Raw genomic sequence first — 12,739 nt, forward strand, 5'->3', positions numbered from 1 at the left:
GCGCTCCTGGTAGCTATGCACCTGGTAGGAGCGCCGCGCCGCTGCGCCTTGCACCCGTGGGGGTGTATCATGTCCACACAAACCATTTCCCGTCTATTCCGGCAATCGGTGCTGATTATCATTGGTGCGGCGATCTGCGCATGCGGTTCAGCGCCGCCCGAAGGAGGCAGTACGATGACATTCACGCTGACAAGCGCATCGTTCTCAGAAGGCGCGATGATTCCGCGTCAGCACACGTGCGACGGCGCCGACCGTTCGCCGCCGCTCCGCTGGGAGGGCGCTCCGCCAGCCGCCAGTTATGTGCTGATCATGGACGATCCGGACGCACCAGGCGGCACGTTTACGCACTGGGTACTGTACGATATTCCCGGCACGCACACAGAACTGGCGGAAGGAGAACAGGACACAGGGCTGGCAGGCGGCAACGATTTTGGCAGACGCGGCTATGGCGGTCCGTGCCCGCCGCGTGGCAGAGGCGCCCACCGCTACTTCTTCCGTCTGTCGGCGCTGGATATTCCTTCACTGAACCTGCCAGCCGGCGCCGCACGGCGCGATGTCGAGGCGGCAATGCGTGGTCACGTGCTGGCGACTGCCACCCTGATGGGCAGGTACGAACGTCGGTGAGGATCACTGCGGCGAACGCGCAGGAACGCGACGCGTGGCGTAGACGATCAATCCGGCGCCGATCAGCAACAGCAGCGCCAGACCGATCAGTTTGGCGGATGGGCTGATGTCGGCGATTCCGAGCAACCCGAAACTGGCGCTCAATCCCCAGTAGAGTGCCAGGATCTGGCGTGCTGACATGCCGCTATCGAGCAGGCGATGGTGAAGATGATCACGCCCACCCTGCGCAGGTTGCCTGCCAGATGCAGTGCGCGCCACGATCAGCCAGGCGACATCGAGGATCGGCACACCCAGCACCAGCAGCACCGTCGCCAGTTTCGCTCCGCCGATGATCGCACTGACGCCCAGCAGAAAACCGAGAAACTCTGCACCGCTATCACCCATAAAAATACGCGCCGGCGGCAGATTGAAGATCAGAAATCCGGCGCACGCCCCGGCGAGCGCAAGGGGCACGAGCGCAACCGTTCGCTGCGGCGGATCGAGGCGCAGCGCGTGCAGCGCCAGCATCAATGCTGCGATCAACGACACCCCTGCCGCAAGCCCGTCAAGCCCGTCCGACCAGTTGATCGTATTCGCCATCCACCCCAACCAGAACACCGTCGCCGCGATTGCCAGCCACGGGCTGGCATCCCACAGGCTGACCTGCCCGATGAACGGCACATTGAAGGCGGTCAACAAAATGCCGCGCGCTTCGGTTGGCAAGCCCAGCGCATCAGGGTAGCGTCGCTGATCCCAGAGGTACGGACCGACCGCAATCAGCCCTGCACCGGCTTGCGCCGCAAACTTGGGGAGCCACGAGAGTTCAACCACATCGTCCACCCACATAACCAGGAAGATTGCCGTCCCGCCAAGCAACAGCAGCCCAATACGCAAAACCTCGAATTCTGAACGTTGCAACGACGGCTCGGCGGAGGTGAATATGAACGTTGCGAGCAGTGAAGTCACGAAGCCAGCGTAGATCGCAATGCCGCCGACATTGGGAGTCGGTCGCACGTGGGAACGACGTCCACCGGGATGCTGCACCCACCCGCGTCGCTCGCACAGCCGGATGACCGGCGGAACGGTCAGCGCAGTCACGACGAAAGCGATTACAAAGGCGCTTATCAGCGCTGCCACGGTCAGGAGCGACATAGCGCCTCGCCTACTGATGCCGGACGCGCACAACTCATAGGTTAACCCGTCCCAAACAGGCGATCACCTGCATCCCCCAGACCGGGGACAATATATCCGTGATCGTTCAGACAATCGTCGATCGCCGCCAGATGGATCGGCACATCGGGGTGCTCCTGGTGCAATGCCTGCACCCCTTCTGGCGCAGCGATCAAACCGAGGAACTTAATCCGGCTCGCGCCCCACTCTTTCAGCACGGTCACCGCCGCCACCGCCGAGCCGCCGGTGGCAAGCATAGGATCGAGCACCAGGCAGAGATCGACATCCACTTCTGGAGGAAGTTTGTTGTAGTAGGTGACCGGTTTGAGCGTCGCGTGGTCGCGGTAGAGACCCAGATGCCAGACGTGGGCAGTCGGTATGAGATCGAGGATCGGATCGACCATGCCCAGCCCGGCGCGCAGAATCGGCACCAGACCGACGCGCTCGGCGATCCGATGACCGTGGTAGGGTGCGAGCGGCGTGTCAACGATCCGTTCCTGGAGCGGGAGATCAAGCGTGGCTTCGTACAACAGAAATTGCGACAGTTCGCGCACCAGTTCACGAAACTTCTTCGGTTCGGTCGTCGCCCGACGCAGCAGCGTCAGTTTGTGCTGGACGAGCGGATGCTGAGAGATCATCACCTGTGCCATGGCGCCTCCGGATTGCCAGACCATGCAATTGACATTATACCGCGATACGCGCGCCGCACCTGCGCTTATGGTCTTTGAGTGATTATTCCGCTCTAGCCCGCGCAGGCGGGCTTCGCTTTGCATAGCCGAGGGCTTCAGCCCGACGGCAAGAGGCGCATACCGGATTATAGCAGTTCTCACAAAGATTGGTCTTGTTGAGCAGGGTTGCACCCGCCATCGAAAGCAGACGCCTTGTGTGCCATCCCTTCGCGTGCTCCGCGTCTCTGTGTACATCAGACCGGCTCACGCGGAGGCGCGGAGAGAGCGCGCAGGTCTTGCAAGGTCTGTCAGACGGGGCTGCACCCGTCGCTGGAAACGAGCGCTTCACGTGCCACCTCGAGGCGGCGCCGTGGGGGGCACGGCATGCCGTGCCCCCACACCCGTCGCTGGAAGTGGGCGCCTCGCGCAACGCGGCAGACCCGGACGAGGGTTAACGTATTTGAGAACTGCTATAAGTTCTCAATCTTCTTCAGCGCCCCATAACGGCATTCATCGCCGTATAATTACCGGTGTATAGCTTGAATGTAAAAGAAACAATTGACCAATGACTGCTCTACAACGACTGGTGCGTCTCCAACTCCCGATCTGGCTGGTGATGCCCCTGCTGGCATTCGTGCTGGCGCTGGGGATCGGCGGCGGGTATCTGCTTGCGTTGCGGCTGACGCATCCATGTCCGCTGCAAGCGCACGAATGTGAGGCGCTTGGCAATTTCTGGCGCGTCTGGCAACTCGCGCGCGACAATTTTGTCGATCCGGAAGCGATAGACCCGCAGCGCATGAGCGACGGCGCCATTCATGGCATGCTCGATAGCCTGGGAGATCAGGGACACACACGCTACCTGAATGCGGAAGAAGCCCGTCGGGAACGTGAGGCGCTCTCTGGAAGGTTCGAGGGGATTGGCGCCTACATCGATGTGCGCGATGGACAGCCCCGGATCGTCGCCCCAATCGAGGGGTCGCCCGCCGAACGCGCCGGATTACGCCCGGACGACCTGATCCTGCGTGTTGATGGGTACGATGTGCGCGGCGTAACGGTCGAAGAATTGCGGAATCGCGTGCGTGGACCGAAGGGGACGCAGGTTGTTCTCACCATTCAGCGTCCCGGCATTGCCGCGCCATTCGATGTCACTATTACGCGCGAAGAAGTGAATGTTCCCAGTGTAACGTGGCGCATGTTGCCCGACCGTATCGCCTTGATCCGGATCAACCGCTTCGCCGAGCGCACCGGGTCGGAACTGCAACAGGCGCTGCTCGATATACGGTCGCAGGAAGCGCAGGCGATCATTCTCGATCTGCGCAACAACCCCGGCGGGCTGGTGACGCAACTGGTTGCGGTAGCAAGCCAGTTCATGCCGGAAGGAACCACTGTCCTGCTCGAACAGGAGCGTGATAGTTCACGTCGCCCATACACGACGAGCGAAGGGGGCCTGGCGCTCGATATTCCCATGGTTGTGCTGGTGAACGGCAACAGTGCCAGCGCCGCCGAGATCCTTGCCGGATCATTGCAGGAAAACGGACGCGCGCGCGTCATCGGTCAGGCAACATTTGGTACCGCAACTGTTCTACGACCGTTCGATCTGGAAGGCGGCGCCCAGGTGCGCCTGGGAACCTCGCAGTGGTTGACCCCCAAAGGCAGGGTGGTGCGCGGGGCTGGCATTCAACCCGACGAACTGATTGCGCTGGCGCCGGGAGTTGCGCCGCTCACACCGGCTGAAGCAGCGGCGCTGAGCCTGGACGACCTGCTGCGCAGCAATGATGTTCAACTGGTGCGCGGGATCGAGGTGGTACGCGAGGTGCTGGCGAGCAAAACTTCTTAGCCGATAACCGATAACCGATAGGCGATAGGTGATAGGCGATAGGCGATAGGCGATAACTGATAGCCGATAGGCGATAGGCGATAGGGTCACCGTTGGAGTTCGCGCGGCGCGCAGGCGTGCTCTGCATCGGAGAGCCGGAAGAGAACACGGATTGGCACGGATATAACGGATGCGCACGGATGGCAAAGAGTATCCCCTCCGCCGCAGCCCTCACAGGGGTGGATTTTTTGGCAAGCGCCTGCGTGCCATCTTCCGTTTCAGCCATCAGGACGCCCAAACTCCCCCTTCTCCCCTTGTGGGAGAAGGGGGCAGGGGGGATGAGGGGCAAAAGCGCACGGGAATGCAGAACATCGCTCATCTCTCCCAAAAACTCTACACTTGAGTGCCGCTGCAAACCGGATGGCAGCAATGCGGCGGGTAGCGCGCACCTCAGGCGGGCTGAAGCCCTGGCTGAAGTCGGGCAAGCCCTGCGGGCTGGATCAACCCAGGTTCCTCCGGCACATGGCCAGGATAACCGACACGCCAGCCCCGCAGGGGCTTCCATGCGCTCAGGGAGGGCTTCAGCCCGCACGAGCAACGTCGCGTTCCGCGCAGGCGGGCTTTGCCCTGGATGGCCGAGGACTTATGGTCTTTGAGTAATTATTCCGCTCCAGCCCGCGCAGGCGGGCTTCGCCTTGCATAGCCGAGGGCTTCAGCATCTCCATCAGCCCTCGCTGAGCGCCTGGAACCTGGGAGCGCGGGCGTCTCGCCCGCATGCCTGAAACCTGGGAGCGCGGGCGTCTCGCCCGCATGCGTTGAAGAATAACCCACGGATGAGCACGGATGGCAGGCAACCGGTCTGCCCTTCACTGATACAATGTACGTGTCTCCGCGCCTTCGCGCCTCCGCGTGAGCCGGTCTGATGCACGCGGAGACGCCGAGGACACGGAGAGATGTCGCACGAGGCGTCGTCCATTGGGTTCAACCTTTGTGAGAACCGCTATAAATTCTCAATCTCCATCATTTCGGTCATCGCGTCGGGCACGCAAGGCGGCGTGTAGACCGAAATTCATTTCGGTCGCCGCGTCGAGCGCGCGAGGCGGAGTGTAGACCGAAATTATGGTCTTTGAAGAAATAATCCGGTATAGCCCGCGCAGGCGGGCTTCGCCTTGCATAGCCGAGGGCTTCAGCCCGACGGCTAGCGCGGGATAGCGGATTTATTTCTCAATCTCTATAAGCCCTACCTGAAGTCGGGCAAGCCCTGCGGGCTGGATCAACCCAGGTTCCCCTGGCACATGGCCAGGATAACCGACACGCCAGCCCCGCAGGGACTTCCACGCGCTCAGGGAGGGCTTCAGCCCGCTGCGCCCCAGCCCCGCAGCAGGGGCTTCCACGCGCTCAGGGAGGGCTTCAGCCCGCTGCGCCCCAGCCCCGCAGGGACTTCCACGCGCTCAGGGAGGGCTTCAGCCCGCTGCGCCCCAGCCCCGCAGGGACTTCCACGCGCTCAGGGAGGGCTTATGGTCTTTGAGTAATTATTCCGCCATAGCCCGCGCAGGCGGGCTTCGCCTTGGCTAGCCGAGGGCTTCAGCCCCACGGCTAGCGCGGGATAGCGGATTTATTTCTCAATCTCCATCAGCCCGCACGAGCGGAGTCACGCCTGACGACGGGCGATGGCGGATGTCTTCTCCTACCGCCATAATGCTCAACCTTCATCATTTCAGTCGCCGCGCGGGGAATGCAGAGTGGGAAGTAGGGACGTCCGGCCCGGCGCAGGCGCAATGGCAGAATTGGGTATAGCGACCGAATAATCACCTTTGATCGCTGCAGATGGGCTATCGGCCCTGGTTGCGCTTTCGATTAGGCCGATTTCGGTTCCGTCGCTTCGAAGCCTGCTCAGACCGCTCAACATCCCTGCGCGCATCTTCAAGGGTGCGATTCAATACAACATCCCGGCGCGCATCTTCAAGGGCGCGTTTCAATGCCTGCTCATACAAAAACGCCGGATTCAATTGCTGCTGCTTCAAAGCCTGCTCATACCGCTCAATATCCCTGCGCGCATCGTCAAACGCGGGACTCAATTCAAGCGCGCGCCGGGCATCCGCGAGCGCCCGCTCATAGTCAGGGGGAACCTCGGCTGCCCACGTTAACCCGCGATTGCGGTAGGCGATGGCGTGTGCCGGCCAAAGCTCTATTGCGCGCGAGAAGTGTTGTCGCGCCTCACGAACGTTCTTCTGAGCGTAGGCGACATCACCCAGCCCGAGGCAGGCAGCAGCGTGGGTCGCGGGCGCGGCATCGGGAATGGCGAGCGCCTGCGCATACCACTCCGCTGCCTTCGTCCACTGCTGCTGTGCTGCGGCGACATCGCCCAGCCCGATGCAGGCATCAGCGCGGGTATCGGCAGCGCCAGACGTGTCGAAGGCTTTCTGATACCACTGCGCCGCCTCCGCCCACTGCTGCTGGCGCTCGGCGACATTGCCTTGCTCTAGACAGGCACGAGCACGGGTATCAGGCGCAGTGAGAGCCTGCTCATACCGCTCAACATCCCTGCGCGCATTTTCATATGCGGAGTCCAACTCGAGCGCGCGCCGGGCATCCGCGAGCGCCCGCTCATAGTCAGGAGGGTTCTCGGCCGCCCACGTTAATCCGCGATTGCGGTAGGCGATGGCGTTTGCCGGCTGAAGCTCGATTGCGCGCGAGTAGTGCTGTCGCGCCTCACGAACGTTCTTCTGAGCATAGGCGACATTGCCCAGCCCGTGGCAGGCAGTCGCGCGGGTGTCGGATGCGGCGCCGGGCATATCGAGCGCCTGCTGATACCACTGCGCCGCCTCCACCCACTGCTGCTGGCGCTCGGCGACAACACCCAGCCCGTGGCAGGCACGCTCGCGGGTATCAGGCGCGGCGCCGGGCATATCGAGCGCCTGCCGACGCCACCGCGCCGCCTCCGCCCACTGCTGCTGTTCTGCGGCGACATACCCCAGCCCGTTGCAAGCACGCGCGCGGGTGTCAGGCGTGGCGCCGGGCATATCGAGCGCCTGCCGATACCACTGCGCCGCCTCCGCCCACTGCTGCTGTTCTACGGCAACAGCGCCCAGCCCGTTGCAAGCACGCGCGCGGGTATCAGGCGCGGCGCCGGGCATATCGAGCGCCTGCCGATACCACTGCGCCGCCTCTTCCCACTGCTGCTGCCGCTCGGCGACAACGCCCAGCCCGAGGCAGACACGCGCACGGGTCGCGGGCGCGGCGCCGGGCATATCGAGCGCCTGCCGATACCACTGCGCCGCCTCTGCCCACTGCTGCTGGTGCTCGGCGACAATGGCGCGATGAAGCGCCAGCAGCAGCGCTTTGTTTGCATCATCACCGCGCCGTTTCGCAGCGGCCAGCCCGGCTTCGAGCCATGGCAAAAGATCATCGTACAGGATATACCAGTATGAGAAACGTGCATTGGCATAGATAACCAGTTCACGATCAAGATCCGGCGCCCTCTCCAGCGCTATCGCCTGGCCCTTGCTGATCGCCGCCCAATCGCGCTCGAAGAGCGTCTGTGCTGTCACGTCTGATTCCTCGCTGTACTGCTGCGCCTTCTGCGCGTAGTGACGGGCGAATGCGTCACCGACCGCCTGTTGCTGATCGGGCGGCATTTGGCGGAAGGCATCCTGCGCGTGGGCGCGCACAATTGAAGGACGAACCTCGTAACGACGCGCCTCGACCTGACGCAGGATGCCCATTGCTCGAAGGTTATCGAGTTTCTCGTCGTCCACCGTGTCCACAATCGGCGCGAGGACCGGACGGGCATCCGCCACATCGAACGAGCCGGGAAAGATGCCGAGTCCGGCATACAGCGCCCGATCCTGCGCACTCAGACGCTCAATGATCTGCGCGAGGGCGCGCGTGGCCACAGGCTCCCATTCGTCAGAGGAGCCGAGGGAAGCATTGTGAGCGTTACGATCGCCTGGGGTTTGCTGAATAATTCCAGGGACAGAGATGCTCAAGCGCAAGCGCAGGCCCGGCGCTTGTTCGGTTGGGAGCGTTTCTACCAGGATAGAAGAGCCAGGGGGAGCGTCGTGATCACCTGGAGTGTGCTGAATAATGCCAAGAACAGAGGCGCTCAAGCGCAAGAGCAGGACCGGCGCTTGTTCAGCAGTTGATTCGAGAAGCGCATCGCGGCAGCGACGCAGGTGGATCGCCTCTGTCGCCAACGCGCTGACGATTGCCTGGCGCTCCGCCTGATCGCTCGCAGCGCGGAAACGGGCTTCGGTCTGATCGGCAAGGTCGGCAAAGAAGGCGGCATACCGCGCAACGACCTCTTGCGGCTCATCGGGCGATTGATGCAGTAACGTGCGCGCGAATAATGCGATCGGGTCGTACAGGTAGAAGCGTTGGGAATCAGGCGCCCGCTCCACCAGACCACTCCGCAGGAGTTGCCTGAAGGTCTCGTCAGTTCCACTCCCAACGGTGACCGCCAGACGTTCGTCGAAATGAAGGCCGCTAAAGATAGCCAGCGACCGGAACATTCGTTGGGCATCCTCGGTCAACCGAACATAGCTGAGGCGAAAGACCTCTTCAACCGTTGCCCGGTTGGGTTCAGCACTATAGGGCAGCTGTAGCAGCCGGTTGAGAAACGCGCTGAATGTCCATGCGCCGGCCGCGTGGTCATGTTCCAGTTGAGAAAGATAACGTACAGCCGCTTCGAGACTCCCGCCATCTTCGGCTTCATTCTTCAACATCCGGCTGAGCACCAGCACCACAAGGGGAATGCCGCTGCCAAGCCGATGAATGCGCTGACAGACAGATCTGCCATCGGGCGAGTCAGGATTCCATGAAATCGTCTGATCTGCTGGCCACTCCTTCTTGATGATGCGCTGTGACTCCGGCTCGTCCATCGGTTTCAGTCGAAGCTGAGGCATGCGCCGCAGTTTATAAAGCGGGTGTTCGGGCCGGGTAATGACCAGCAGCGCATTGCCCTCTGGTGGCTCAAATGCGCTTAAGTCCGCCGTATTAGGAGGATTGTCAATAATGATCAGTCGGTGTTTCCCGATCAGCGACCGGACGTATAACCTCTGTAAGAAATCTGTTACATCAGGATCGTCTTTTTGAGCCGTCAGGCGCTCGAATTGCCTGGCTCGATCTTCTTCGCTGGCAGGCAGGCCAAGGGCCTGGTTGATCTGTTTGTTGTCAATCCCGGCGCCGACAAGGAAGCGAAACAAGACCTGGGCTGTTGTGTCACTGGCATGTTCAGGGTAGATGCCCGCAGCGTCAAAGTAGAAACGACCGCCAGGGTAAGCCTGTCTGATCCGCCGGTCATAACTGGTAAACAGTGCCAGCGACGTTTTCCCAATGCCGCCAATCCCGGTCACCACCGCAACTGGCACGCTTGCCGGACGAAACAGCCGCCGGAAGGTAATGGCATGGAGGAATGCCTTGAGCGCAGACTGTTTCGGCACGGTCAGGATCATGTCTGTCAGCGCCCGCTGCTCTTTCTGCCGGGTCGCCGGTATGAACTCTCGAGCCTTCAGGTCATCACTGAGATTTTCAGGCAACTGCAAAAGACGGATGGTAGAGGCTTCCTTGAAACCGGATAGATCAGCATTCTCAGGCTGCTGTCCGCGATATTGCTGGTAGGCAATCCAGATCGCGCCCGCTGCAATAAAAGCGAAGATCAGGATGCTGGCGACGATAAAGCGGAGCGGATCGGCATTGTACATCTGCACAATCCAATCCCGAAGGGGATCGCTGAACAGTTGCACTGCGTTCGCAACGACGAAAGCGATGACAGCAACGATTGCAACCACTCCCACATATAACGGAAACCGTCGCACGTGCATGTCCACGCTCATCAAGTTCAATCGCAGAAGGGCGACCTCTCTATTCTATATATTGTACGTCGGAGTGAACCCTTGGGTCGCCAGGAGCCGACCAGGGAGTAATGAAGATTGAGAATATAATCCGGTATGCGCCGCGTGCCGTCGGGGTGATGGCGATTGAGCATTATAGCAGTTCTCATAGAGGTTGAACCTCCTCGGACAACCGCAGCACGTGCGGGCTAAAGCCCTCCCTGAGCGCGTGGAAGCCCCTGCGGGGCTGGCGTTTCGGTTACCCTTGCCATATTCCGGGGGGACCGGGGTTGATCCAGCCCGCAGGGCTTGCCCGACCTCAGCCAGGGCTTCAGCCCGCCGGAGGCGAAGATGGAACGTTCCAGAAATCCAGTCAAGGGTTCAACGTATCTGAGAACCGCTATCCATCCGCTATCCCGCGCTAGCCGTCGGGCTGAAGCCCTCGGCCAGGCAAGGCGAAGCCCGCCTGCGCGGGCTATACCGGATTATTTCTTCAAAGTCCATCATTTCGGTCTACACTCCGCATCGCGCTCCCCAAGCGGCGACCGAAATGAACTTCGGTCGTAACTACTCAGGCTGCCTGGCGTTCAGCGATTGAAATCGCCTCTGGAAGGCTTTTAGCCGGGCGTCCACCTGCGTGGACGCTGCCACGGCGACCGCGTAGGCGGTCGCCCGGCGCGAAGCGTCCTCTCAGGCGCGGTTTCAACCGCATGCCTGAGCAGTTACCTTCGGTCTACACTCCGCATCGCGCTCCCCGAGCGGCGACCGAAATGAACTTCGGTCGTAACTACTCAGGCTGCCTGGCGTTCAGCGATTGAAATCGCCTCTGGAAGGCTTTTAGCCGGGCGTCCACCTGCGTGGACGCTGCCACGGCGACCGCGTAGGCGGTCGCCCGGCGCGAAGCGTCCTCTCAGGCGCGGTTTCAACCGCATGCCTGAGCAGTTACCTTCGGTCTACACTCCGCATCGCGCTCCCCAAGCGGCGACCGAAATGAACTTCGGTCGTAACTACTCAGGCTGCCTGGCGTTCAGCGATTGAAATCGCCTCTGGAAGGCTTTTAGCCGGGCGTCCACCTGCGTGGACGCTGCCACGGCGACCGCATAGGCGGTCGCCCGGCGCGAAGCGTCCTCTCAGGCGCGGTTTCAACCGCATGCCTGAGCAGTTACCTTCGGTCTACACTCCGCCGGAAGCGGGCATCTCGCACAATGCGGCAGGACCGGACAGGGGTCAGCATATCTGAGAACTGCTCATAATTGAACATCGCCGACCAGAACCGCTCAGGAAATGCACCACAATGCTGCGGCATAATTATAACATCCACATTGGTACGGTTCACGTGATGGTATAGTCCATATGAGATTGCCTGCTATTGATCAGGTCGGCAATCGAGCCATAGGATCTGCCTCTGCGTCCGCTGCGTCTAGTATAATCTAACGGGACACGGTATACCGTTCTGCGCCAGGTTCACGAGATCGCCGCGGAGTGTTGGGTAGCCGTGTCCTTCAACGCGACCAAGCCGAACAGTTATCTGGGCCCTCAAACCCGCATATGCTAGCAAGGCTGGCGCCGTTTTCCTCAGGAGGTTCTGTGTATGGCTTCCCGTGAGTCGCTCTTTATCGGCATTGATGTCTCCAAACAGACGCTGGATGTGGCGTTTGGCGCCGACCCGCACGCGCCACGCGAGACGATACCGTCTACCGACGAAGGTGTCCAGCTCCTGGTCACGCGACTCCAGCGCCTGCAGCCGACCCTGATTGTGCTGGAGGCGACCGGCGGGCTGGAGCGCATGGTGTTCGCCCAACTGCTCCAGGCTGGCGTGCCGACGGCGCGGGTGCAGCCACGCCGCGTGCGCGCCCTGGCGCACGCGGAAGGACGCCAGGCGAAGACCGACCGCCTGGATGCCCGGTTGCTCGCCCGCTTTGCCGAACGGGTGCGCCCGCCGCACCACCAAGCGACGGACGAGCAGCGCGCATCCTTGCGCGACCTGCTGGTCCGGCGGGCGCAGGTGATTCCGATGCGGACGGCTGAGATCAATCGGTTGACGGCTGCCGCGCCGAACCTCCGCCCGGGCATCCAGCAGCATATTGATTGGCTGGATCAGGAGATCCGTGCGCTTGAGCAGGAACGCGACAACGAGGCGGAGCGCACCGACGAGGTGCGCCGGAAACGGGAGCTGCGCGAAAGCGTGCCCGGCATCGGCGCGATCACCGCACTGAACCTGCTGCTCCGCCTGCCCGAACTGGGGACCATCAATCGCACGGAAGCGGCGGCCGTTGTGGGCGTTGCGCCGTATGCCAATCAGAGCGGCGCACAGCACAAACCCCGGCATATCTCCGGCGGCAGGAGGGATGTGCGCAGCGTGTTGTACATGGCGACCCTGGCGGCCACGCGGCGCCGTCTGGTCAGGCGCGCCTTCGATCAGCGCCTGTGTCAAGCTGGCAAGCCGCGCAAGGTCGCCATCGTCGCTGCGATGCGCAAGCTGCTGACTATTCTCGGCGCAATATTGCGTCAGCAAAAGCCCTGGGATCCGGCTGTGCATACGAGCGCCCCTTGACAAGCAACACAGTTACTCTGCGGTGAAATTGTGCATGCGTCGCCGCCGCAGGCGCGATACCACGATCTGCCTCTGCGCCTGCCACGTCTCTGCGGTG

At 61.8% G+C, this 12,739-nt stretch carries 6 protein-coding genes; 3 read left to right on the forward strand and 3 right to left on the reverse strand.

Annotated elements, in window-relative coordinates; genetic code table 11:
* Positions 1 to 69 precede the first annotated feature (69 nt).
* Positions 70 to 624: a YbhB/YbcL family Raf kinase inhibitor-like protein gene (locus ROSERS_RS02975; protein WP_011955357.1), complete on the forward strand. Its 555-nt coding sequence runs from the start codon at positions 70 to 72 to the stop codon at positions 622 to 624.
* A 3-nt stretch (positions 625 to 627) separates the two neighbouring features.
* Here ROSERS_RS02975 and ROSERS_RS02980 read toward each other — a convergent pair whose 3' ends face one another.
* Both ROSERS_RS02980 and upp read right to left on the reverse strand, forming a co-directional pair.
* Positions 628 to 1,755 carry a glycosyltransferase family 4 protein gene (locus ROSERS_RS02980; protein WP_011955358.1) on the reverse strand — a complete coding sequence of 376 codons (1,128 nt, stop codon included), beginning with the start codon at positions 1,753 to 1,755 and terminating at the stop codon, positions 628 to 630.
* A 41-nt stretch (positions 1,756 to 1,796) separates the two neighbouring features.
* Positions 1,797 to 2,423 (reverse strand): uracil phosphoribosyltransferase, encoded by a 627-nt coding sequence (gene upp / locus ROSERS_RS02985; protein WP_011955359.1) that lies wholly within the window; start codon positions 2,421 to 2,423, stop codon positions 1,797 to 1,799.
* Positions 2,424 to 3,006: 583 nt separating this feature from the next.
* Between upp and ROSERS_RS02990 the strand changes: the two genes are divergently transcribed.
* Positions 3,007 to 4,278, forward strand: a complete 1,272-nt coding sequence (locus ROSERS_RS02990; RefSeq protein WP_011955360.1) for a S41 family peptidase — start codon at positions 3,007 to 3,009, stop codon at positions 4,276 to 4,278.
* 1,811 nt (positions 4,279 to 6,089) lie between these two features.
* Here ROSERS_RS02990 and ROSERS_RS03000 read toward each other — a convergent pair.
* Entirely contained in the window at positions 6,090 to 10,079 is a 3,990-nt protein-coding gene (locus tag ROSERS_RS03000) for a tetratricopeptide repeat protein (protein WP_041332868.1), read from the reverse strand.
* A 1,600-nt stretch (positions 10,080 to 11,679) separates the two neighbouring features.
* On the opposite strand from ROSERS_RS03000, the gene ROSERS_RS03005 reads away from it, so the two are divergent.
* Positions 11,680 to 12,642 carry an IS110-like element ISRfsp2 family transposase gene (locus tag ROSERS_RS03005; RefSeq protein WP_011955362.1) on the forward strand — a complete coding sequence of 321 codons (963 nt, stop codon included), beginning with the start codon at positions 11,680 to 11,682 and terminating at the stop codon, positions 12,640 to 12,642.
* Positions 12,643 to 12,739: the final 97 nt, after the last annotated feature.

Origin of the sequence: Roseiflexus sp. RS-1, from assembly GCF_000016665.1 — a bacterium.
Taxonomy (GTDB): Bacteria; Chloroflexota; Chloroflexia; order Chloroflexales; family Roseiflexaceae; genus Roseiflexus.

Excerpts from the sequence above, each read along its gene's own strand:
- ROSERS_RS03000 (WP_041332868.1), bottom strand. The coding sequence starts at position 10,079 with ATGCACGTGCGACGGTTTCCGTTATATGTGGGAGTGGTTGCAATCGTT.
- ROSERS_RS02990 (WP_011955360.1), top strand. The coding sequence starts at position 3,007 with ATGACTGCTCTACAACGACTGGTGCGTCTCCAACTCCCGATCTGGCTG.
- ROSERS_RS02975 (WP_011955357.1), top strand. The coding sequence starts at position 70 with ATGTCCACACAAACCATTTCCCGTCTATTCCGGCAATCGGTGCTGATT.
- upp (WP_011955359.1), bottom strand. The coding sequence starts at position 2,423 with ATGGCACAGGTGATGATCTCTCAGCATCCGCTCGTCCAGCACAAACTG.
- ROSERS_RS02980 (WP_011955358.1), bottom strand. The coding sequence starts at position 1,755 with ATGTCGCTCCTGACCGTGGCAGCGCTGATAAGCGCCTTTGTAATCGCT.
- ROSERS_RS03005 (WP_011955362.1), top strand. The coding sequence starts at position 11,680 with ATGGCTTCCCGTGAGTCGCTCTTTATCGGCATTGATGTCTCCAAACAG.